The organism is Streptomyces sp. NPDC029044, from assembly GCF_040637495.1.
In the GTDB taxonomy this organism is placed as follows: Bacteria; Actinomycetota; Actinomycetes; order Streptomycetales; family Streptomycetaceae; genus Streptomyces.
The window spans coordinates 1-20,667 of the sequence record NZ_JBEZWN010000073.1; the positions used below are offsets into that span (position 1 = coordinate 1).

A 20,667-nucleotide genomic window follows, 5' to 3' on the forward strand; every position below is an offset into this window, starting at 1 on the left:
CTGCCGCTGGTCGGCGAGGACCTCGGCGGAGCCCGCCTCGACACCGTCGAGGGCCGCGTCGGCCAGGTCCGACGGAGCGATCTTGTCCACCGGCCAGCCCGCGGCCATGTCGGTGTCGGCCAGGCCGAGGTGCACCGCTGTGACGAGTGTGCCCTGCTCGGCGAGTTCCAGGCGGACGCCGTTGGTCATGGCCCACGCGGCGGCCTTGGTCAGGTGGTAGGCGTTGGCGCCCTTGCCCCCGAACCACGACATGGCGGAGAGGACGTTGACGATCGCGCCCCCGTCGTTCCTGGCGAGCGCCGGCGCGAACTCCCGGATCATTTCCAAGTGGCCGAACATGCTGGTCTCCAGCTCGTGGCGTACCGCGTCCAGCGAGCCGGTCACCAGGTCGGTCCCCGTACTGATCCCCGCGTTGTTGATGAGCAGCGAGACGTCCGGGGCGGCCTCGGCTGCGGCCTTCACGGATGCGGGATCGGCGATGTCGAGGGGCAGCACGTCGACCCCGGGCAGGTCCACGGTCTCGGGCCGGCGAGCCGTCGCGTAGACCGTGCGGGCGCCCCGTTCGAGCAGGCGCTGGGCGAAGGCGCGGCCCAGGCCGCGGTTGGCTCCGGTGACAAGGGCGACTGAGTTGGTGATGCCCATGCCCCGTACGCTAGAACCTGACGCCGACGTCAGAGGCAAGTGCTGATCATCAGGGCCGGGGGGCGGAATCGCCATGACCGTCACGGAGGCCGCGGACGAGCCGCTGATCCGCATCGGCGAGGTGGCGCGGGGTGCCGGCGTCTCGGTACGCGCCGTGCGCTACTACGAGCAGCAGGGGCTGCTCATCCCCGAGCGCAGCCCATCCGGCCAGCGCCTCTGCCGGCAGGACGCCGTCACCCTGGTCCGCTTCTTCCAGCAGATGTACGCCGCCGGCCTGACCAGCCGAAGGATCACGGAACTCCTTCCGTGCTGGGACGCCGGGCACACCGACGCCGAGCAACGAGCCATGCTGCGCGCCGAGCGGGCGCATCCAGGCCAAGGTCGACGACTTGCAGGCCGCCCTGGACCGCCTCGACGAGGTCATCGCCATCACGGGCACGCACCCGTAGCCGCGGCCCACCGGACGTCGCACCAGCGATCCACGGCTGGAGTACTAAGAGGTCGTCACGATCCCGCAGGGTCGGACTGGCGGTGGACAATCCGCGTGCAGCGGTAGATCAGCTTGAGGAACACTGTGCGGATGAGCTCCGCAGCCTCCCGGACGTCACAGGAACGGGCCCTTCGCCATGTCGCGGCACTGGCGTCGGGCCCTCCGATGGACCCGACGCTGCGGGTCACCCTGAACTTCCATCCAGACCGCCTGCTGCACGGCAAGCCGATCCTGCGTGCCATGGCCGAGGACGGTGTCTACCGCTCACAGTTCGTCACGGGGACCAGCAACGGCGGACTGACCGCATATCCCGGCGGCGACCGGTGGCGCTGGGAGAGCCGGATCTTCGACGGGGCCTACGACGAGGCGCCCGCTCATGAGCGGCCCGTCTATGGGGCGTTGAACTTCCGCCGCAAGCCCGTGGGCGGGGCACCGCGGTTCGGCTCTGCCCACTTCCGGCTGACAGCCGAGACGCCGGCGCGGACCACGTTCTGCTACCCGGACAGTTTCCTTGAACCCTCGGATTTCGGCGTCGCGGCCCGCCTGGGGCTCATCGAGCTTGCCCTCGCCGATCGTCAGGACGACCTCGACGACTACATCGAGGCGCAGGTTCACGGGCCTGTGCGACTGAGCTGCGACGCGGGGGCGCTGGTCCTGGACCCCTGCTATCGAGGTACTGCCGTCGAGGTTGCGGCATGCGCCTGGGCTGCCCTGTGGAGTGGCACCCCGGCTTCCGGCTCGAGGTCGAAGAACTCCTCCGTCATCCCGGCTACCGCGGTCAGGAGTACGTCGACCTGGGCGCAGAGATCGCCGTCCACGGCGTACTCGATCCGCGCATCGTCGGGGATGCAGCGCGTACCGGCCACCATGACCCGCAGGCGATCAAGAAGGTGTGGCACTGTCTCGCGCGCTTCGGGGCGCCTGGGAAGGCCGTTGACGCTTCGGTGAGTCCGGCACCGACGGAGGGGGCTGTACTCGACGGGTAGGCCCGCCGGGTGCGGGCGAGAGTGACGGCGCTGCGGGATACCCTGTCCACAGCGGACTGTCCGTCGTGCGGGGCGCGGTGGACGCCGGGGTCCAGGCGAGTACCGATCACCCCGGCCGCGATGCCGGCCGCCGCCTGATCCCGGCCGACAGCAAGCTCATCGTCGTCACGCCGGCACCAGGGCCTGGCGGAAGGCGATCGCGGTGCCGAGGGCGGCCGCCGCCGGGACGAAGAGATCACCGGAGGGCGACTCCCGTACAGGAATCCCTTCCTCCTTGAGTAGGTCCCGGACGACGGCGAGGTCGCGCACGGCGACGGCGTAGGCGACGAACGCGGGCAGCGCGGCAGGGCACTCGTCCGGGAGAAGTGCCTTGAGGTGGGTGTCCGGCACGAGGGTCAGTGTGGCGCCGTCGAGGTCGAAGGACCGGACCGGGCCGTTCGCCCGCGCCGGCCGGCCGAGGTAGTTCTCATAGCGGGCCTGGACGAGGGCGAGTTCGGCTTCGGCGACGCAGAGCACGACCTCGATCAGATCGACGGCACCGTTGGGGTGGTCCAGAAGCCGGCTGCCCTGGATGTCCCCGTCCAGGTCCGCGACGGCTCCAACGCGGCCTTCCGTGGTTGCGCCGTTCCCCGTCCCCGTCCACGGCCCGTCGCTGTCGATCTCCAGATAGCGGACGAGTTCCGTGTGGATTCCTCTGCTCGTCTCCACCGGGCGCCGCACGGCGTTCACCCCGCCGTGGCCGACACCGGCGGAGGCGAGTCTCGTCGCCGTGGCATCGATGTCGGGTGAAGAGAACATCAGGATGTGTAGACCCTCGAAACGGCTGAGCATGACCGCCAGTTTGGCGCTGGTCTCGCCGATCCGCTCCAGGAGCAGCGGCAGTTGGCTCGCCGGTGCCTGGAGCGGGACCAGGTGTGCGTCCTCCGGGATGCGTGTGGCGTCACCGTCCCGCACACAGGTCGCGAGCTCGATGAAACTGCGCCGGAAGTCGGCGTGGGTGTTCGCCGCGCCGAACGGCTCGGGCTCGGCCCCCTCGGCCGGAGCCATCGTGGGGTAGCTCGGTGGCGGCACGGCAAATCCCAGGCGCCGGTACAACGTGAGCGCCTCCCCCAGGTTGCCGACGACGTGCCCGACATGGTGCAGACGTGCGATGTCATGTCGCATGGCCGCCACCGTAGGTCGGCGCAACTATGCGGTCAACGAACCGGTGCCGGGGCTCTTCGGGAATGTGTCCGGCTCCCGTTCGTCACGTCCCCCCGAACAGCAGGTGGCGGACACAACGCGATCCACCGCCCGCTGGAGCCGAGACCACCCACCGAAATGTGATCAGGCACTCAGTACGTTTCCCTGCGCAGCCGACGCATCACCGTTGCCGTGCGCACGAGTTCGTTCAGCATGTGCTCCGCGGCGGCCTCATGGATCTTGCCGGCCTAGAAGGCTCCGTCCTCGACGCGCTCACTGACGAACGGGATGCTCACCGTCGGGCCGATCGGCAGCATCCTCAGGTTGGCCACCACCTGTTTGGCCATCTGCACGGCGCGGGTGCCCGCCGAGACGCCTCCGTAGCTGACGAACGCGGCCGGCTTGTGCTGCCACTCCACGACGAGGTAGTCCCACGCGTTCTTCAGCGGGGCCGGGAAGCCTCCGTTGTACTCCGGGGTGACGAACACGAACGCGTCCGAGGCGTCGACGATGCGACTCCACGTGCGGGTGTGGCTGTGCGTGTACCGCTGGAGAGCGGGCGGATGCGGCTCGTCGAAGAACGGGAGGGCGAGTTCGCGCAGGTCGACCACGTGCGACTCGAACTGCTCGCACTGCGCGGCCCTGGCCGTGAACCAGTCGGCGACGGACCTGCCCACGCGGCCTGGACGCGTGCTGGCCACGACGGTGGTGAGGGTCATGGGGGCCGCAGAGGGCTCGGGGGACATGAGGACTCGCTTTCCTGTGGGCCGCGCAGGGCCGGCGAACCCGCGCCGCCTGTGCTGTCCGTCCGTCCAGGACAGCGCGGGCTCGCCGGAGTCTCTTTCCGCGGCGCCCCAGTCTCACCACGGGTTGTGCGAACGATAGCACTAACCACCAGAAGAGCCAAGAGTGACGCAGATCAGCAAGCCGAGTCCGTATTGCGGCACACACCACCCCTTGACAGAACCGTCAACGGTTCGCACGATTGCGCTATCGATAGCACGCAGTGAGCCGCAACGGATGAACATGTCTCCGGCTGCGGGGGCGCCCCTCCTCTTTCTGGATGACCGGCACATGCCGCCCGGCGCCCCGATCGTCCGAACTCCGAAAGGTTGCACCGCCATGACAGACGCGCGGATCGCCGAGCTCTATGGCCGCCGGGTGTGGGATTCCCGCGGGCGCCCCACCGTGGAGGTCGAAGCGCGTCTGGCGGACGGCGCGATCGGCCGGGCCATCGCACCTGCGGGCGCGTCGACGGGCCAGGGCGAGGCACTCGACCTGCGGGACGGTGGCAGCCGCTTCGGCGGGCTGGACGTCCGGCGGGCGGTCGGTTCGGTGAACCACGAGATCGCCCCCGCACTTCTGGACCGCGACGCGAGCGATCAGGAAGCCGTCGACCGGCTCCTGGTCGACCTCGACGGCACTCCCGACCGCAGCCGCCTCGGCGGTAACGCGATCGTCGCCACGTCCATGGCGGTCCTGCACGCCGCCGCGGCGTCGCAGGGCGTACCGCTGTGGCAGCACCTGGCGGGCGGACGCCCCGTCCGGATCCCGCTGCCGGAGATCCAGATCTTCGGCGGCGGTGCCCATGCGGACCGTCGCGTCGACGTACAGGACTTCATGGTCATGTGCCCCGCGGCGGGCAGCTTCTCCGAGGCCCTCGACTGGACCGCGGAGATCTACCGGGCGGCCGGAAGCCTGATGCGCCGGGCGGGCAAGGCCCAGGGTGTGGCCGACGAGGGCGGCTTCTGGCCCGCGTTCGACTCCAACGAGGAGGCCCTCGAAACGCTCACCCGGGCGATCGAGAAGGCCGGTTTCGCCCCCTCGACGCAGGTCGGCATCTCGCTGGACGTCGCGGCCTCGCAGTTCGGCAGCGGCGGGCGGTACACGCTGGCCCTGGACGACCGCACGCTGGACACCGCGGCGCTGATCGACATGCTGGGCGGCTGGATCGAGCAGTATCCGATCCTCTCCGTGGAGGACCCGGTGGGCGAGGACGACACCGACGGGATGGTGGAGTTCACCCGGCGCCACGGCCACCGCTGCCAGGTGATCGGCGACGACTACCTGGTCACCCATGCCAAGCGAGTGGAGGCCGCGGCCACGACCGGGGCCGTCAACGCCGTCCTCGTGAAGCCGAACCAGGCCGGCACGGTCACGGAGGCGTTCCAGGCGCTGCGGGCCGGGAAGGACGCCGGCTTCGGCACCATCGTCTCGGCCCGGTCCGGTGAGACCGAGGACGTCACCATCGCCCATCTCAGCGTCGGATGGGACGCGGGGCAGCTCAAGGTGGGCTCGTTCACCCGCTCCGAGCGCATGGCCAAGTGGAACGAGGTTCTGCGCATCGAGGAGTCCCTCGGCGCATCCGCGGAATTCAGCGGATGGTCCGCATTCACCTTCTCCGATTCCGGGTCTTCCACGACCGAGCCGTAAAAGCAGTTCGCAGTATTACAGTCATCGAAATACAGAGCCGATCGGAGCACGGAGACCCCATGCTGCCACCCGTCAATCTGCGCCCGAGTTTCAATATCACCCGCGCGAGCCACGTCCGCCTCACCGTCGCCGATCTGGCCGAGAGCCGGAACTTCTACGTGAACGCTCTGGGGCTCGTCGTCAGCGACGAGGACGAGCGCACCTGCTACCTGCGCGGCCTGGCCGAGGCCTGTCACCACAGCCTCGTCCTGGAGCTCGACGAAGAGGGCGCGGGCGCGTGCAAGAGGATCGGCTTTCGGGTGTTCTTCGACGAGGACCTCGATCTCGCGTACGCCTGGTTCCGGGACCGCGGGCTGCCCGCCGAGTGGGTGCACGCCCCGTACCAGGGCCGCACCCTGCACGTCAGTGACCCGATCGGCACGCCGCTCGAACTGTGCGCGCACATGGAGACCCGGCCGCGGCTGCACATCGACTTCCAGCATTACAAGGGCGCCCACGCGCAGCGGCTGGACCACTACCAGACCTTCGCGCCCGACGCCTATGAGCTGTGCGCCTTCTACAGTGAGCTGGGCTTTCGCAACTCGGAGTACCTGGAGCACGGCGACAAACTGCTGAGCGCGTTCATGTACCGCAAGGGCACCTGCCTCGACCTCGCGATCGTCGAGAACACCGGGCCCGCCCTGCACCACTTCGCCTACACCGTCTCGGAGAGCCGCGACATCTTCACCGCGTGCGACTGGGCGGGCATCCTCGGCTACGGCGAAGGAGTCGAGCGCGGCCCCGGGCGGCACGGTCCCGGCGGGATGCTGTTCGCGTACCTCCGTGACCCCGACGGCCACCGGGTCGAGGTCTTCAACAGCCATTACCAGACGATCGACACCGAGGTCGACCCGGTGCGCTGGGACGCGGCATCGCTGAGCACCAATGTGCGCTGGGGGCTCCCCGCCCTGGAGAAGTGGTACTTCGAGGCGTCGCCGTTCGTCGGCGCGCCGCTGATTCCGCCGGCCGAGAAGCCGAGTCCGATGTCCCTGGAGCGGTTCCTGCTGGAGCAGCCCCTTCCCTGACCTTCCGCCCGCACCGCCCCCAAGGAGACGCCATGGCACGAGTTCCCTATCTGCGCCGCGAGGACGCGGACGAGTCGCTGAAGCCGCTGTACGACCGGCTGGAGACCGAACGTAAGGTTCCGACGGCGAACATCTTCCTCGCCCTCACCCACGCGCCCACCCAACTGGACGCCTTCCTGACCTACGCCAACTCGCTGCGGGCCGCTGATCTCAGCCCCAGACTGCGCGAACTGGCGATCCTGACCGTGGGTCACGCGACCCGGTCGGCGTACGAGGTCGCCCATCATCAGTCGCACGGCCTCAAGGCCGGGCTCACCGGGGAACAGCTCGCGGCGGTGGCCGAGTTCGAGGACTCCGGTCTGTTCGACGAGACGGAGAAGGCGGTCATGCGACTCGCCAAGGAGTCCACCCTCCGGGTCGACGTCCGGGAGGAGACCTGGCAGGCCGCCGCCGCACATCTGACGGGCCGGCAGATGGTCGAACTGTCGTTGTCCATCGCCTGGTACAACTCCGGCGTCCGCATCATGGGACTGCTGGGCATCGACCTCGAAGACAATTATCCGGACCCGTTCGCCCATTCCTAGGTTTCGGCACCGTACGGCTCATTTATTCAGGAGTATTTCCATGGCGAAAATGCTCGCCGCGAGACTGCACGAACTCGGTGCGCCGATGTCGGTGGACACGGTCGACGTGCCCACCCCCAGGCCGACCGACGTGCTGGTGCGGGTCAAGGCATGCGGGATCGTGCCGAACATGGCCAATGTGATCAACAACTGGCCCACCTGGTACCCGCATCAGCCGCTGCCCCAGCTCCCCGCGATCTTCGGTCTCGACCCCGCGGGTGTGGTCGAGGCCGTCGGCGAGGCGGTGCTCAACACCAAGCCCGGCGACCGGGTCTATGTGAGCCCGCTGCGGTCCTGCGGCAGCTGCCAGGTGTGCCGCGGCGGCGAACTCAGCCGGTGCCGCTACTTCACCCTGAACGGCTACTTCAGCACCTCCCGCGACGGCCAGCGCATCTTCGACCTCTACCCCTACGGCGGTTTCGCCGAGTACATGACCGCGCCGCAGCACGCGATCGTCAACATCCCGGACAACATGACGTTCGAGCAGGCCGGAAAGCTCGGCTACATCGGCACCTCCTACGGCGCCCTGAAGAACGCCGCGGCCGCCCCGGGCCAGGTTGCGCTGATCGACGGAATCACGGGCACCCTCGGTGTCGCCTCCACCCTCCTCGCGTTGGCCTCCGGCGTCTCCAGGGTGCTCGGCACCGGCCGCAACGAGGAACTCCTCAAGCGGGTTGAGGAGTTGGCCCCGGACCGGATCGAGGTCATGCGGCTGGGCGAGGGCTCCACCGGAGAGTGGGCCAAGTCCCGCACCGGCGGCGAGGGTGCGGACTTCGTGATCAGCGCGCTCGGTGCCAAGGCTCCGGTGGAGACGATGCTCGACTCCATGCAGGGCGTCCGCCGGGGCGGCAGGGTCGTCAACGTCGGCGGGGTGGCCGACCGGCTGCCCGTGGACGTGAAGTGGCTCATGGACGAGCAGGTCCAGCTGATCGGCTCCAACTGGTTCACCACCGCGCAGGGCCAGGAGGTCGCCGACATGGTGGCGACCGGAGCCCTGGACCTGTCGTACCTGATCACCAAGCCCTTCCCGCTGTCCGAGGTCAACGAAGCCATCTCGGGACGGGTGACGGATCTCGACGGTGGATTCAGCAACTACGTCGTGATCCCCTGAACCCGTAGTCGCCCCGAACCCGCCCCGCGGCGGTCCTGTTCTGCCCTGACGCCGCCGCGGGGTGATCCCAGCACGACGGAGGTACCGGTGGAACTGCGCTGGCTGGAGTCGTTCGTCGTCGTCGCGGAGGAATTGCACTTCGCCCGGGCCTCGGACCGTCTGCATCTCGCCCCGTCGGCGCTCAGCGCCCAGATCAGGGCACTGGAGTCCCATCTGGGTGTGCGGCTCGTCGACCGCGGACGGCGGACCCGCCCGGCCCTGACCGGTGCGGGGCGGCTGTTCCTCGAAGAGGCGCGGCTGACCCTCGCCCAGGCCGCCCGGGCCGAGGCGGTCGGCCGGCGCGCCGGCCGTGGGGAGCTGGGGCACGCGCAGATCGCGTACGTCGCCTCCGCCGCGTTCTCCGGGGTGCTGACCGACGTCCTCACCCGCTGCGCGGCCCCTGGTACCGAACTGACGGTACAGGTGCGGGAGTTGGAGACGCCCGCCCAACTGGAGGCGCTGGCCGGCGGGGACATCGACGTCGGCTTCCTGCGCTTCAGGCCGGAATACCCACCCGAGGTCACGGCGACCTGTCTGCTCACGGAGCAGGTCGTTCTGGCCCTGCCGGCCGGGGCACCACTCGCGGCGTACGACGCCGTACCGGCGGCACAACTGCGCGACGAGTGCTTCGTGGCCCCCCACTTCGACGAGGAGTACGGCTGCCGCGACCAGATCCTCGAGGTGGCGGAGCAGGGCGGGTTCAGTCCCCGGTGCGCTCCCCCGGTGCGGGACTACATCGCGGCTCTGACCATGGTGGGCGGCGGTCTCGCGGTCGCCCTGGTGCCCGATTCGCTGCGCCGCGTCCAGATCCCCGGAGTGGCCTACCGGCCGCTGGCCGACGTGGCGCCGACCACCCGGCTGGTCGGCGCCTACCGCAAGGGGGAGACCTCGCCCGCTGTACGCGGGGTGATCCGCCGGCTGCGGGAGGCCGCCGCCGCGACGGCCACAGCCTGAAACATCGGCTTCGTCAGGCGTCCGGCACGGGCCGGACGCCCCTTCGGCATGCCCCGACGGCCGGCTGTCCGAGCCCTCTCTGCCGACGCATGTTTGTACGCAGATGACGCACTGTTCGTGCAGGTCAGAGGGGGTGTGTCGGGCCTACGCTCGACACGGCGGCACACACCGTGGCGGCGACCGGCGGCCGCCGCCCGACCGAGGGACAGGCGGAGGAACACATGACAGCGATCGAACACGTGGGCGTCGTGGGCGCGGGCCAGATGGGCCGGGGCATCACCGAGGTGTGTGCCCGGGCCGGGATACAGGTCACGTTGTGCGACGTGACCGAGGACAGGGCCCGGGCCGGACTGGCCGGCGTGGCCGACTCCCTGCTGAAGGCGGAGAAGCGCGGCGCCGTCACGCCCGAGGAACGCGCGCACGCCCTGGCCGGGATCTCGGTCACCGGGGACCTCTCCCGCCTGGGCGGGGCGGACCTGGTCATCGAGGCGGCCGTCGAGGACGAGCGGGCCAAGACGGCACTGTTCCGGCAGCTGGGCGACATCGTCACGGACCCGGAGGCCGTACTCGCCAGCAACACCTCCTCGATCCCCATCGCCCGGCTCGCGGCCGCTGCCTGCCGTCCGGAAACGGTGATCGGCCTGCACTTCTTCAACCCGGTCCCCGTCATGCCCTTGGTGGAGATCGTCCCCTCCCTGCACACCTCGGCCAGCACCGAGCAGCGCGTGCGGGCCTTCGCGGACGACGTCCTGGGCAAGAGAACGATCGTCGCGCAGGACCGCGCGGGCTTCGTGGTGAACTCCCTGCTGATCCCCTACCTGTTGGCCGCGGTGCGCATGGTCGCATCCGGCACGGCGACGGCGGAGGACATCGACACGGGCATGACGGCCGGGTGCGCGCATCCCATGGGGCCGCTGCGCCTCGCCGACCTCATCGGACTGGACACCGTGGCGGCGATAGGCGAAGCGCTGTACGAGGAGTACCGGGAGCCGCTGTACGCCCCTCCCCCGCTGCTGCGCCGCATGGTCGAATCGGGTCTGCTGGGCCGCAAGTCGGGACGGGGTTTCTTCGACTACCAGCCCGCCTGACGTCATCGACGGGCCGCGCGGGCCTCCCGGGGACTCATGCCGTAGGCCGCCTTGAAGGCGTGGCTGAAGTGGGCCGGGTCCGCGAAACCCCAACGCCCGCCGACGGCACCGACCGGAAGGTGGTCCAGCGCCGGATCGGCGAGGTCGCGCCGGCACCGGGCGAGGCGCTGTTCCCGGATCCAGCCCGCGACCGTGTACCCCTGCGCAGCCAGCACCTTGTACAGGTAGCGGCGGGAGATGCGGTGGGCGGCCGCGATGCCCTCAGGGCTGAGCCCGGGGTCGGCGAGCCGCTGCTCCATGTAGCCGAGGACCCGCTCGGTGAGCAGGGCCGGGCCGGCCTCCTCGGCCCTCCGGTCCCCGTCCGCGTGCTCCGCGAGCAAGGTGCCGACGAGGTCGATCACGTTGTCGGCGAGCCGGGGCGTGCCCCGGGACTCCAGGTGTTCCATCTGCCGCGCCAGTCCGCGCAGGAGGGGCAGGACCACCTGCCCGAGCCCGTCGTGGCAGGGCACCGGCGTCGCCGTCACCCGCAGCAGGTCACGCTCCGCCAAGGGCAGCATCGTCCGGGGGAACATGAGTACGAGGCCGGTGTGGGTCTGGTGGAGGTCGTAGGTGAAGGGACGGCGCGTGTCATAGACGACCAGTTCTCCCGGTCCCACTTCGGCCTGGCGGTCCCGCTGGGTCAGCACGCCCTGCCCGGTGAGCTGCACCGTCAGCTGGAACAGGTCGGGTGCGTCGGATGCGATGTGGCGGTGGGTGCGCACGATGCTGTGCGGCTCGGCCGTGATGACCGACATATGTACCTGGCCGACCCGCACGGCGTGCAGGGACGCCCTGAAGTCGGCGCTCTCGCACGGCCGGACCTCCAGGGGCACGAGGTTCCGGCTCACGGCGTCCCGCCAGCAGTCCAGTCGCTCGGTGGCCGTGCCTTCGCTCGGCGTCGTGATCCGGGGCATGCGGCTCTCCTCCCGGCGGTGCCGGAACCCACGGGAACGGGCTCGGACGGCACTCCTGACGAGGATGGTAAGTCTCGCCGGGCGTTCCGCAACCGGCTCGCGGGCCGTGTTCTCAGCCACACAAATTGCCGGTGCTCCCTGACACAAGCGGGTGCTGCGCCATCCTGCACATCATGCGGGCAGTGACGACGGGCCGCCTCGGCCGATGTCCCGTCCGACTTCCCGTGACCGCCGAAATCCGAGGATCTTCCATGTCTACTGTGCTCCAGCCCACCGCATCGCCCGACCAGGCAGCCGATTGCCTCGTGCTCGGCCGTGTCCGAGCACACCTGCCCGAGATCGCGGCACGATCCGCTGAGGCCGAGGCCGCCCGGGCCGTCCCCGCTGATCTCATCACCGCGCTGCGCGAAGCCGGTGTGTTCCGGATGAGCCTGCCCAGGGCCTGGGGCGGCGAGCAGCTGGACCTGGTGGACAGCGCCCGGGTGGTCCGGGAGATCTCGCGGGCCGACGGGTCTGCCGGCTGGACCGTTCAGGCTGCTTCGATGGCCTGGTTCTTCGTCCGTTCGCTGCCCCACGAGACGCTCGCCAACGAGGTGTTCGGCGACGGCGCCGACCTGATGCTCCGTGGGGCGATAGCACCCAAGGGCAGGGCGACCGCGGTCGCGGCAGGCTACCGCCTCAGTGGGCGCTGGCCACTGGCCAGTGGGTCGTTCACCCCGGACTGGATGCTCGCGGGATTCGTGGTCGAGGGCGCACCTCCGCTCCCGGACGGCCGTCCGGACCTGCGCGTCGCGCTCTTCCGCCCGGAGCAGGCCACGTTCCTCGACACGTGGGACGCCGTGGGTCTGCGTGCCACTCAGAGCACGGACTTCACGATGGACGACGTCTTCGTGCCCGAGCGCTTCACCGGACCACTGGTGGGCCGCAACAACATTCCCGCTCCCTTCTACGGCTTGCCGTACTCCGCCACCGGCTCGTCGCACGACGCCGTCATCATCGGCTGTCTGGAGGGCGCACTGGACGATCTGGCCGCACTCGCCGCCACCAAGCGGCCGGCGTTCGATCCCAGGCTCGTCATCGGGGAGGACCCGGTGTTCCAGGAGAAGTTCGCCGAACTGCACCTTCGCACGGCGGCACTGAACGCCCTGCTGGAGCAGACCGGCCGCGTCGTCATGGACCGCGCGCTCGCGGGCGTGGAGCCCACCGCACGCGAATGGTTCGGCTACACCGGCGGCCACCAGCACATCCACCACGAAGGCATCCGCCTCCTCAACGAACTCATGACCCTGTCGGGCAGTTCGGGGCTCTACAGCTCCCACCCCCTGCAACGCCGCTGGCGCGACGTCCGCTGCGTCTCCCAGCACGTCGCGGGCAACAACGGCTCGCTGCGCCGTCTGGGCGCGGTTCTCTCGGGCCGGGAGGACGTCCGATGAGCGCCCTCTCGACGCCGCCGACCGACCCCGCCGTGCTGCGCCAGGCGTTCGGCTGCTTCCCCTCCGGGGTGACAGCCCTGTGCGCACTGGATGCGGGCGGGCCGGTGGGCATGGCCGCGAGTACGTTCACCCCGGTCTCCCTTCGGCCGCCGCTGGTATCGGTCTGCGTCCAGGACACGTCGTCGACCTGGCCCAAGCTGCGGAAGCGGAGCCGACTGGGCCTAAGCGTGCTGGCGGAGGAGCAGGACCGGATATGCCGCTCGCTGGCGGGAAAGGGAGTTGACCGGTTCGCAGATGTCGACTGGGAGGCGTCCGAGGGGGGCGGCGTGTACATCCACGGCGCGGGTCTGTGGCTGGACTGCTCGGTTCACTCCGAGTTCCCCGGAGGCGATCACACGATCGTGCTGCTGGAGATCCACGCTCTGAGGGCTGAACCCGACCGGGAGCCGCTGGTGTTCCACGGCAGCAGGTTCCGGCGTCTGGCCGTCTGACGGGTGGACGGCCACGGCGAGAGCTCCCGCCCCCGGCAGGTGCCGGGGGCGGGAGCTCTCGCCGTGGTGGGATCCTCAGCCGGCGGCGCGGCGGGCGGCCACCTGCCGGGTCAGCTCGGGAGCCACGGTGAACAAGTCGCCCACCACGCCGTAGTCGGCGAGGTCGAGGATCGGGGCCTCGGGGTCCTTGTTGACCGCGACGATCGTCCTGGAGGTCTGCATCCCCGCCAGGTGCTGGATGGCTCCCGAGATGCCCAGGGCGATGTACAGCTGGGGCGAGACGGACTTGCCGGTCTGTCCGACCTGGTACTGGTGCGGGTAGTAGCCGGCGTCCACCGCGGCGCGTGAGGCGCCGACCGCGCCTCCCAGGGCATCGGCCAGGTCCTCCACCACCGAGAAGCCCTCCGCTCCTGCGACCCCGCGTCCGCCGGAGACGACGACGGCAGCCTCGGTGAGTTCGGGACGGTCCCCTGCGATCGCGCCGCGACGGGCGGTGACGCGGGCGCAGCTCATAGGGGCGGTGGGCGGCAGGGCGAGCTCCTTCACCTGCGCCCGCACCGGACACTCCTCCGCCTCGAACGACCCCGGCCGCAGTGTGATCACCGGCATGCCGTGCGTGACCTGTGAGCGCACGGTGTACGACCCGCCGAAGACGACCTGGGTGACCACGCCGGAGGAGTCCACGTCGACCGCGTCGATCAGCAGCCCGGTGTCCAGCCGCGCCGCCAGACGCCCCGCCACCTCCCTGCCGTCCGTCGTCGCGGAGACCAGAACGGCGGCGGGGGAAGCCTCCGCGGCCGCACGTTCCAGGGCGTCGACGGCCGGCGTGCCGAGGAACTCGTCCGCCTCGGCGGATTCGGCCGCGTGGACGCTCCTGGCGCCATGGCGGGCGAGGGACGCCTCCAGGCGGGCGGCGGTGCCGGGAGTTCCGACCACGACGGCCGCCGGCTCGCCCAGCCTCCGTGCGGCGGTGAGGAGTTCGTAGGTGGTCTTGTGGACATGTTCCCCGTCGTGGTCGACGAGGACGAGGACATCGGGCATGGGTGCCTGCTTCATGGTCGGGCTTGTCGGGCGTTCAGACGAGCTTCTGGGCGATGAGGAATGCGACGAGTCGCCGGCCGGCCGAGCCGTCGTCCGTGACGCGCGTGCCGGCCGCCCGCGCCGGACGCGGCACGGCCTCCACCACACGGGTGCGGGTGGTGAGGAATACGGTGCCGTCCGCGTCGGGGAACAGCTCGTCGAGACCGACCGTCTCCACCGGCTTCTTCTTGGCGGCCATGATCCCCTTGAAGGAGGGGTAGCGGGGTTCGTTGATCTTCTCGGTGACACTGACCAGCGCGGGCAGGGGCGCGTCGAGCGTGGTCTCGCCGTGCTCGGTCTCGCGCTCGGCGCGCACCCGTCCCGCGTCCACGTTCAGCTCCCGGGCGTGTGTCAGCTGCGGCAGGCCGAGCAGGTCCGCGACCATGGCGGGTACCGCGCTCGCCTGTCCGTCGGTCGTCGCGTTGCCCGCGAGCACCAGGCCGACGTCGCCCACCGTCCGCACGGCCGCCGCCAGCACGCGCGCGGTGGTCACCACGTCGGCGCCCCGGAGCCTGTCGTCGCAGATGTGGATGCCGCGGTCGGCGCCCATCGCCAGGACCTTTCGGATCGCGTCGAGCGCGGTGTCGGGTCCCATGGACACGACGGTCACCTCGGCGCCCACGGCCTCCTTGAGGGTGAGGGCCTCCTCCGCCGCGCGCTCGTCGATCTCGTCCAGCACGAGGTCGGCGCTCTCGCGGTCGAGGGTGTGGTCCGCCCCGGCGAGAGTGCGCTCCGCGCTGGTGTCCGGGACCTGCTTGACCAGTACGACGATATTCACGGTCGTCCTCCTCCGGTTCCGGGTGGTCAGCGGAACGCCGGATAGCCGGTGACCGCCTGGCCGACGACCAGCGTGTGCATCTCGTCGGTGCCCTCGTACGTGCGGACGGACTCGAGGTTGTTGGCGTGGCGCAGGGGCGAGTACTCCAGGGAGACGCCGTTGGCGCCGAGGACCGTGCGGCACTCGCGTGCGATGGCGATGGCCTCCCGGACGTTGTTCAGCTTGCCGACGCTGATCTGCTCGGGCCGGATGCGGTGCTGGTCCTTCAGCCGGCCCAGGTGGACGGCGAGGAGTGCGGCGCCGCCCAGGGACACGGTCATGTCGGTGAGCTTCTTCTGGGTGAGCTGGAAGGCGCTGATCGGCTTGCCGAACTGCACGCGGGAGTCGGCGTAGCCGATCGCGGCCTGCAGCGAGTCCCGGGCCGCGCCCAGGACGCCGAAGAGGATGCCGAAGCGGGCCTCGTTCAGGCAGGACAGCGGTCCGCGCAGGCCCTGCGCCAGGGGCAGCCGCGCGGAGTCGGGGAGCCGTACCCGGTCGAAGTAGAGCTCGGAGGTGATCGAGGCGCGCAGCGACATCTTCTGCTTGATGTCCTGCGTGGTGAAACCAGGAGTGCCGCGGGGCACGAGGAAGCCGCGGACGCCGTCCTCGGTCTGCGCCCAGACGGTGGCGACGTCGGCGATGCCTCCGTTGGTGATCCACATCTTGGAGCCGTTCAGGATCCAGTCGTCACCGTCGCGGACGGCCTTGGTGCGCATGCCGGACGGGTTGCTGCCGAAGTCGGGTTCGGTCAGACCGAAGCAGCCGATGGCCTCGCCGGCGGCCAGCCGGGGCAGCCACTCCTGTTTCTGCTCCTCCGAACCCCACTTCCAGATGGAGAACATCGACAGCGAGCCCTGCACGGAGACGAAGCTGCGGAACCCGGAGTCGGCCGCCTCCAGCTCCAGGCATGCCAGGCCGTAGCTCACCGCGTTGGTCCCGGCGCAGCCGTAGCCCTCTAGGTGCATGCCGAGCACACCCAACTTGCCCAGCTCCGGTGCGAGTTCGCGGGCGAAGTGGGCGTTCTCGAACCACTCGCCGATGTGCGGGCGCACCCGGTCGGCGAGGAACTTGGCGACGGTGGCCTGGATCTCGCGCTCCTCGTCGGTGAGGACGGAGGCGATGTCGAGCAGGTCGAGTGGGTCCTTCAGGGGCGTGCCGCTCATGCTGTGGTTCCTTGTCATCAGGATCGGGAAATCGAGGTCGGTGAGGTGCTTGTGCCGGCACTCCGCAGGGCCGGGGCCGCGCTGGGCGTCACGCGGAGGCATCGTCGGATCCGTCGAGCGGGCCGTCGAGGAGCTCCGCGGTGTGCCGGCCCAGACCGGGCGGAGGGAGGCGGTACCGCGCGGGTGTCCCGCTTAGCGTGATGGGGTGCGCCACCTGGCGGGAGGGTGCGCCCTCGCCGCCGTCGGCGGCTGCGCCGAGGATGTCGACGATGCCGGGCAGGCCGAGCTTGTGGGCGAAGGCGAAGGCGTCGTCGAGGGTATTGACCGGTCCGGCGGGCACCCCCGCCGCGAGCAGGACGGTCGACCAGTGGTCGGCGCTAGCCGCCCCGAGCCGCCTGGTCAGGATGTCCCGCAGTTCGACGCGATGGGCGACCCGGTCCGCGTTGGTGCGGAAACGGTCGTCGTGGGCGAGACCGGGTTGCCCGACGGCCTCGCACAGCGCCGCGAACTGCCGGTCGTTGCCCACCGCGAGGGCGATCGGCCGATCGGCGGTGGGGAGGGTCTCGTACGGCGCGATGCTCGGGTGCGCGTTGCCCATGCGTTCCGGGACCACACCGGCGACGGCGAACGCCGAGGCCTGGTTGACCATGGCCGACAGCAGCGAGGTGAGCAGATTGACCTCGACCAGTTGTCCCCGGCCGGTGGCGTCGCGGTGCCGGAGGGCCGCCAGGATGCCGAGGGAGGCATGCAGCCCGGTGATCACGTCGACGAGGGCCACGCCTGCCTTCACCGGCTCCCCGTGCGCCTGGCCGGTCACGCTCATCAGACCGCCGACGGCCTGCACGAGCAGGTCGTATCCGGGGATCGCCGCGCCCGCGCCGCTGCCGAAGCCGCTGATGGAGCAGTAGATCAGCTCCGGGTGCTGCTCCAGGAGCTCCTCGTGGCCGAGGCCCAGCCGCTCCATCGTGCCGGGCCGGAAGTTCTCCACCAGCACGTCGGACCGGCCGATCAGGTCGCGTGCCCGTGCGCGGCCGGCCTCCTCGGTCAGGTCCAGGACGACCGACCTCTTGTTCCGGTTGACGCTCAGGAAGTAGGTCGAGATGCCGTCCTGGTCCGCCGGCGGGTGCCAGGCCCGGGTGTCGTCCCCCGTGCCGGGCCGCTCGATCTTGATCACGTCGGCGCCGAGGTCGGCGAGGAGCATGGTGGCGTACGGCCCCGCGAGAACCCTGGAGAAGTCGGCGATGCGCAGGCCGTCGAGGGCACCGCGCCCCGGTGCATGCGGGCCGCCGGCACGTCCGTCCGGCTCCTGGTGCTGCGTGCTCATGCGCTTCCCTCTCTGGTCGTTCCGGCCGGCCGTGGGCGTACTGGAGCCGGGCTCCTTCACCACCAGCGTTCCAAGGACGTGGCGCGGTAGGTGAGTTCGACCAGGGGGAATCCTTGGCCGCGCGGAGCCGCGCCCCGCACGACCTGTACTCGCGCCCCGATCGCGACCACGACCGGTTCCGTGCCGGTGACCTGGCAGAGCAGGTTGAAGCCCTCGGCCATCGCGACGAACCAGGTGTTGAGCGGGGCCTGGCCGATACGGCGGACGAGGACCCCGGCGCCGGTGCTGCGCTCCCGTTTGAACGTGGTGGCTCCGCAGGCACGGCAGAACGAGCGACGGTAGGCGGGGGTGCCGCACCAGAGGCACCGCTGGAAGAAGAGGTCGCGGCAGGTCGCCGACGGTGGCGGCTCGGCCGTTGCCGTCATGTCGAGGGCAGCCGCCTCGGTGTCTTCCCTGAGCTTGTCGTGTGCGCGGCTCTCTGTCCGGAGCATCGCGGCCTCCCGTACGCGGTTCGGTGACCGAAAGAAGGGGATCGGAATTCCGATGTCCCCATCACCTTGGCCCTGCCGCGAAGAGGAGGTCAACGACGGGTTGGCGCATCTTTGTGCGCGAAAAACGCTCCGTCCGACCAGCTCAGAAGGGTTCCTCCGGCACTGGGCTCAGCCAGGAGGCGCCGGTGTACGGCCGGCGAACCGCAGGTCCGGTGGCAGGGTGCCACCGGACCTCGGGATGCCGACGTCAGCGCCGGCGAGCCCAGCCGCCGCCGACTCCGGCGACCTGCAGAGCCAGGCACATCAGACCCAACAGCATGACGTTGGTCGAAGAGAACACATCGTTGGTGCTGAGTTCTGCCGCGTTGATCAGGAACGCCAGGAAGAACAACACCGCCGCGACTATGCCGAGCATGAGACGAGCTCCTCTCCAAGGGGGTGAAGCCCGTATGCCCCGCCTTCGCCGACAGACACCCGGGGGGCGGCCGGTCACCGGCCGTCCCGCTGCGCGTGGGCTTCGGCGAGGAGGAGGTAGCTGCTGGCGGTCCAGGTGTAGGCGCGGTCGCGCAGGCCCTTTCCGGTGAGCGCGTCGAAGTTCTCGGCGAAGCCGTGGGTTTCGCACAGGGCGCGGAAGCGGGCGCTGATGTCGTCCGCGAGGCGCTCGTGGCCGGCGCGGCGCAGACCGTCCTCGATGAGGACGGTGGCGGGGGCCCAGATGGGGCCGCGCCAGTAGCCGTCGGCGAGGTAGTGCGGGGAGGAGGGCAGTTCGGTGGCGAGGCCGTAGGGCGTGAGGTGGGCCTTGATGTGGTCGGCGAGGGTGCTGCTGACGTCGCCGGGCAGGTGCTCGCCGAGGACGACGGGCATCAGGTCGAGGAGGCTGGAGCTGCTCCAGGTGTCCCCGGTGCCGACCGACCGGGCCACGAACCTGTCGGTGGCCCAGAGCCGGTCGAGCAGCGCCGCCTGCGTCTCCTCGGCTGTCCGGGTCCAGCGGCGGGCCTCGTCCGGTCTGTCCAACGCCTCTGCCAGGTAAGCCAGTTCATGGAGCTGGAGGACGAGGAAGGCGGACAGGTCGGCGGATTCGATCACGCGCTCGGGGTCGAAGGTGGTGGCGTTGTCCCAGCCGCTGTCGTTGCCGTGCTGGTAGTGGGGCAGGTCGGCGCCGGGTGCTCGCCGCGCGGTGAGCCAGAAGCCGGTCCAGCGTTCCAGCCGGTCGTAGGTCTCGGCGAGTTGGGCCGGGGCGGGGGGTGTCGGCAGCCGTCGGCGCAGCCCGCCGAAGGTCCAGCCGTGGATGGGCGGTTTGACGAAGTTGTAGAGGACCTCGGAGTGGGTGACGGAGTCGGGCAGGGCGCCGCTGTCGTCCTGGTGGTCGAAGGGCAGGGCGAACTGGTCGAGGGCCAGCTCGGGGCAACCGGGTGCGAGAGCAAGGGCGTTGAAACAGTGGTCCCAGCTCCAGACCTTGTCCATCCAGTGTTTGGACATCAGCACGGCGGGCCGGGTGACCAGCCCGGTGGGGCGTACGGTGGCCGACCAGACGACGTAGGCGGCGAGTTCGGCGGCGGGGGTGGTGGCCGAGCGCCACGGAGCCACCCGGTCGACGAAGTCCGCGAACCGCGTCCGTTCCTTCTCGGTGATCGCGTCGAACGGCGTCGAGGACGCGTACGGCGGGCGGGCGGTGTCGAGTTCCTCGATCGCGATCTCCCAGTGGCCGTCGGCCTCGGGGGTCATGCTGAGGCCGCGGTGGCCGCCGCCCAGGGCCTGGGTGCCGGGGGCCCCGGCGACGATGCCGGACAGCACGGTGACGCGGTAGCGGCGTCCGGTCTCGTAGGACGTGAACACGTGGGCACCCGTGGCCGGGTCGCGGAAGAAGTACGTTCCGCTGAACGGGGTCAGGGTCCGTGCGGCCGCCTCGACGCTGATGCCGAGGCCGCTCCCCCACAGGCGTACGGTGTCGGGCGACTCGTAGGAGAGGTCGACGCGTCCGCCGGTGCCGATCCAGCTGAGCAGGCCCGGTGTGGTCTCGACGCGGGCTTCGGTCCGGTCGCCCGTCGCCGGGTCCAGGGGCACGAGACGCAGGACGGCGTGCATGCCGTTCTGGTGCGATACGAGGTGGAGGTCCTCGGCGTAGGTCTTCTCCGCCACCACGGGTGAGATGTCGAACCAGGATCCGTGGGTGCTGAACGGGATGTCGTGGACGGAGAAGGCCGGGCCGGATCGGGCGGCGGTCATGAAGCTGACTCGTTTCTCGAGCAGGGGTCACCGGCCGGCTGACGGGCAGGCGGCTCAGTCGTGGCGGGGAGGTGGAG

At 70.3% G+C, this 20,667-nt stretch carries 19 protein-coding genes and 2 pseudogenes; 10 read left to right on the forward strand and 11 right to left on the reverse strand.

What is annotated here, in order from left to right; all coding sequences use genetic code 11:
* Window positions 1-642, reverse strand: a 642-nt coding sequence (locus tag AB0E85_RS34435; protein ID WP_361935783.1) for an SDR family oxidoreductase, incomplete at its 3' end; no start/stop codon positions are given.
* Window positions 643-715: 73 nt separating this feature from the next.
* Between AB0E85_RS34435 and AB0E85_RS34440 the strand changes: the two are divergent.
* Window positions 716-1,091, forward strand: a pseudogene (locus AB0E85_RS34440) (MerR family DNA-binding transcriptional regulator).
* A gap of 206 nt (window positions 1,092-1,297) precedes the next feature.
* A pseudogene (locus AB0E85_RS34445) lies at window positions 1,298-2,118 on the forward strand (DUF3626 domain-containing protein).
* Between the two features lie 165 nt (window positions 2,119-2,283).
* Here the strand turns inward: AB0E85_RS34445 and AB0E85_RS34450 are convergent.
* Both AB0E85_RS34450 and AB0E85_RS34455 read right to left on the reverse strand, forming a co-directional pair.
* The gene (locus tag AB0E85_RS34450; RefSeq protein ID WP_361935786.1) at window positions 2,284-3,282 is read right to left on the reverse strand and encodes a VOC family protein; all 999 of its coding nucleotides are present in this window, start codon (window positions 3,280-3,282) and stop codon (window positions 2,284-2,286) included.
* A 266-nt stretch (window positions 3,283-3,548) separates the two neighbouring features.
* Window positions 3,549-4,046 (reverse strand): NAD(P)H-dependent oxidoreductase, encoded by a 498-nt coding sequence (locus AB0E85_RS34455; RefSeq protein ID WP_361935789.1) that lies wholly within the window; start codon window positions 4,044-4,046, stop codon window positions 3,549-3,551.
* 376 nt (window positions 4,047-4,422) lie between these two features.
* Between AB0E85_RS34455 and eno the strand changes: the two genes are divergently transcribed.
* From eno to AB0E85_RS34485, 6 genes are all read left to right on the forward strand, one after another.
* The gene (eno, locus tag AB0E85_RS34460; protein ID WP_361935792.1) at window positions 4,423-5,733 is read left to right on the forward strand and encodes a phosphopyruvate hydratase; all 1,311 of its coding nucleotides are present in this window, start codon (window positions 4,423-4,425) and stop codon (window positions 5,731-5,733) included.
* Between the two features lie 59 nt (window positions 5,734-5,792).
* Window positions 5,793-6,797: a VOC family protein gene (locus AB0E85_RS34465; protein ID WP_361935795.1), complete on the forward strand. Its 1,005-nt coding sequence runs from the start codon at window positions 5,793-5,795 to the stop codon at window positions 6,795-6,797.
* Between the two features lie 32 nt (window positions 6,798-6,829).
* Window positions 6,830-7,381, forward strand: a complete 552-nt coding sequence (locus tag AB0E85_RS34470) for a carboxymuconolactone decarboxylase family protein (RefSeq protein ID WP_361935798.1) — start codon at window positions 6,830-6,832, stop codon at window positions 7,379-7,381.
* A 40-nt stretch (window positions 7,382-7,421) separates the two neighbouring features.
* Window positions 7,422-8,531 (forward strand): alcohol dehydrogenase catalytic domain-containing protein, encoded by a 1,110-nt coding sequence (locus AB0E85_RS34475; protein WP_361935801.1) that lies wholly within the window; start codon window positions 7,422-7,424, stop codon window positions 8,529-8,531.
* 87 nt (window positions 8,532-8,618) lie between these two features.
* Window positions 8,619-9,524, forward strand: a complete 906-nt coding sequence (locus AB0E85_RS34480; RefSeq protein WP_361935804.1) for a LysR substrate-binding domain-containing protein — start codon at window positions 8,619-8,621, stop codon at window positions 9,522-9,524.
* 221 nt (window positions 9,525-9,745) lie between these two features.
* Window positions 9,746-10,612, forward strand: a complete 867-nt coding sequence (locus AB0E85_RS34485; RefSeq protein WP_361935807.1) for a 3-hydroxybutyryl-CoA dehydrogenase — start codon at window positions 9,746-9,748, stop codon at window positions 10,610-10,612.
* A gap of 2 nt (window positions 10,613-10,614) precedes the next feature.
* On the opposite strand, the gene AB0E85_RS34490 is transcribed toward AB0E85_RS34485, so the two are convergent.
* Window positions 10,615-11,565: a helix-turn-helix domain-containing protein gene (locus tag AB0E85_RS34490; RefSeq protein WP_361935810.1), complete on the reverse strand. Its 951-nt coding sequence runs from the start codon at window positions 11,563-11,565 to the stop codon at window positions 10,615-10,617.
* A 251-nt stretch (window positions 11,566-11,816) separates the two neighbouring features.
* On the opposite strand from AB0E85_RS34490, the gene AB0E85_RS34495 reads away from it, so the two are divergent.
* Window positions 11,817-12,998, forward strand: coding sequence for an acyl-CoA dehydrogenase family protein (locus tag AB0E85_RS34495; RefSeq protein WP_361935813.1), 1,182 nt, complete (start codon window positions 11,817-11,819; stop codon window positions 12,996-12,998).
* Entirely contained in the window at window positions 12,995-13,489 is a 495-nt protein-coding gene (locus tag AB0E85_RS34500; RefSeq protein ID WP_361935816.1) for a flavin reductase family protein, read from the forward strand. The genes AB0E85_RS34495 and AB0E85_RS34500 overlap by 4 nt, the downstream gene beginning before the upstream one ends.
* 75 nt (window positions 13,490-13,564) lie before the next feature.
* Here AB0E85_RS34500 and AB0E85_RS34505 read toward each other — a convergent pair whose 3' ends face one another.
* The 7 genes from AB0E85_RS34505 to AB0E85_RS34535 all read right to left on the reverse strand — a co-directional run bounded on the left by AB0E85_RS34505 (window position 13,565) and on the right by AB0E85_RS34535 (window position 20,590).
* Complete coding sequence (locus AB0E85_RS34505) at window positions 13,565-14,530, reverse strand: electron transfer flavoprotein subunit alpha/FixB family protein (RefSeq protein ID WP_361935819.1); 966 nt, start codon at window positions 14,528-14,530, stop codon at window positions 13,565-13,567.
* Window positions 14,531-14,564: 34 nt separating this feature from the next.
* A complete protein-coding gene (locus AB0E85_RS34510) occupies window positions 14,565-15,347 on the reverse strand; it encodes an electron transfer flavoprotein subunit beta/FixA family protein (protein WP_361935822.1) in 783 nt (260 codons plus the stop codon).
* Between the two features lie 26 nt (window positions 15,348-15,373).
* Window positions 15,374-16,549 carry an acyl-CoA dehydrogenase family protein gene (locus AB0E85_RS34515; RefSeq protein WP_359635226.1) on the reverse strand — a complete coding sequence of 392 codons (1,176 nt, stop codon included), beginning with the start codon at window positions 16,547-16,549 and terminating at the stop codon, window positions 15,374-15,376.
* A gap of 88 nt (window positions 16,550-16,637) precedes the next feature.
* Entirely contained in the window at window positions 16,638-17,873 is a 1,236-nt protein-coding gene (locus AB0E85_RS34520; RefSeq protein ID WP_361935825.1) for a CoA transferase, read from the reverse strand.
* A 56-nt stretch (window positions 17,874-17,929) separates the two neighbouring features.
* Window positions 17,930-18,364: a hypothetical protein gene (locus tag AB0E85_RS34525; RefSeq protein ID WP_361935828.1), complete on the reverse strand. Its 435-nt coding sequence runs from the start codon at window positions 18,362-18,364 to the stop codon at window positions 17,930-17,932.
* A 247-nt stretch (window positions 18,365-18,611) separates the two neighbouring features.
* The gene (locus AB0E85_RS34530) at window positions 18,612-18,779 is read right to left on the reverse strand and encodes a hypothetical protein (RefSeq protein ID WP_361935831.1); all 168 of its coding nucleotides are present in this window, start codon (window positions 18,777-18,779) and stop codon (window positions 18,612-18,614) included.
* Between the two features lie 74 nt (window positions 18,780-18,853).
* The gene (locus tag AB0E85_RS34535; protein WP_361935834.1) at window positions 18,854-20,590 is read right to left on the reverse strand and encodes a trehalase family glycosidase; all 1,737 of its coding nucleotides are present in this window, start codon (window positions 20,588-20,590) and stop codon (window positions 18,854-18,856) included.
* Window positions 20,591-20,667: the final 77 nt, after the last annotated feature.

Coding starts and splice junctions, on each gene's coding strand:
- eno (WP_361935792.1), top strand. CDS start 4,423: ATGACAGACGCGCGGATCGCCGAGCTCTATGGCCGCCGGGTGTGGGAT.
- AB0E85_RS34485 (WP_361935807.1), top strand. CDS start 9,746: ATGACAGCGATCGAACACGTGGGCGTCGTGGGCGCGGGCCAGATGGGC.
- AB0E85_RS34500 (WP_361935816.1), top strand. CDS start 12,995: ATGAGCGCCCTCTCGACGCCGCCGACCGACCCCGCCGTGCTGCGCCAG.
- AB0E85_RS34505 (WP_361935819.1), bottom strand. CDS start 14,530: ATGCCCGATGTCCTCGTCCTCGTCGACCACGACGGGGAACATGTCCAC.
- AB0E85_RS34470 (WP_361935798.1), top strand. CDS start 6,830: ATGGCACGAGTTCCCTATCTGCGCCGCGAGGACGCGGACGAGTCGCTG.
- AB0E85_RS34475 (WP_361935801.1), top strand. CDS start 7,422: ATGGCGAAAATGCTCGCCGCGAGACTGCACGAACTCGGTGCGCCGATG.
- AB0E85_RS34465 (WP_361935795.1), top strand. CDS start 5,793: ATGCTGCCACCCGTCAATCTGCGCCCGAGTTTCAATATCACCCGCGCG.
- AB0E85_RS34530 (WP_361935831.1), bottom strand. CDS start 18,779: ATGCTCGGCATAGTCGCGGCGGTGTTGTTCTTCCTGGCGTTCCTGATC.
- AB0E85_RS34450 (WP_361935786.1), bottom strand. CDS start 3,282: ATGCGACATGACATCGCACGTCTGCACCATGTCGGGCACGTCGTCGGC.
- AB0E85_RS34535 (WP_361935834.1), bottom strand. CDS start 20,590: ATGACCGCCGCCCGATCCGGCCCGGCCTTCTCCGTCCACGACATCCCG.
- AB0E85_RS34455 (WP_361935789.1), bottom strand. CDS start 4,046: ATGTCCCCCGAGCCCTCTGCGGCCCCCATGACCCTCACCACCGTCGTG.
- AB0E85_RS34490 (WP_361935810.1), bottom strand. CDS start 11,565: ATGCCCCGGATCACGACGCCGAGCGAAGGCACGGCCACCGAGCGACTG.
- AB0E85_RS34525 (WP_361935828.1), bottom strand. CDS start 18,364: ATGCTCCGGACAGAGAGCCGCGCACACGACAAGCTCAGGGAAGACACC.
- AB0E85_RS34495 (WP_361935813.1), top strand. CDS start 11,817: ATGTCTACTGTGCTCCAGCCCACCGCATCGCCCGACCAGGCAGCCGAT.
- AB0E85_RS34520 (WP_361935825.1), bottom strand. CDS start 17,873: ATGAGCACGCAGCACCAGGAGCCGGACGGACGTGCCGGCGGCCCGCAT.
- AB0E85_RS34515 (WP_359635226.1), bottom strand. CDS start 16,549: ATGAGCGGCACGCCCCTGAAGGACCCACTCGACCTGCTCGACATCGCC.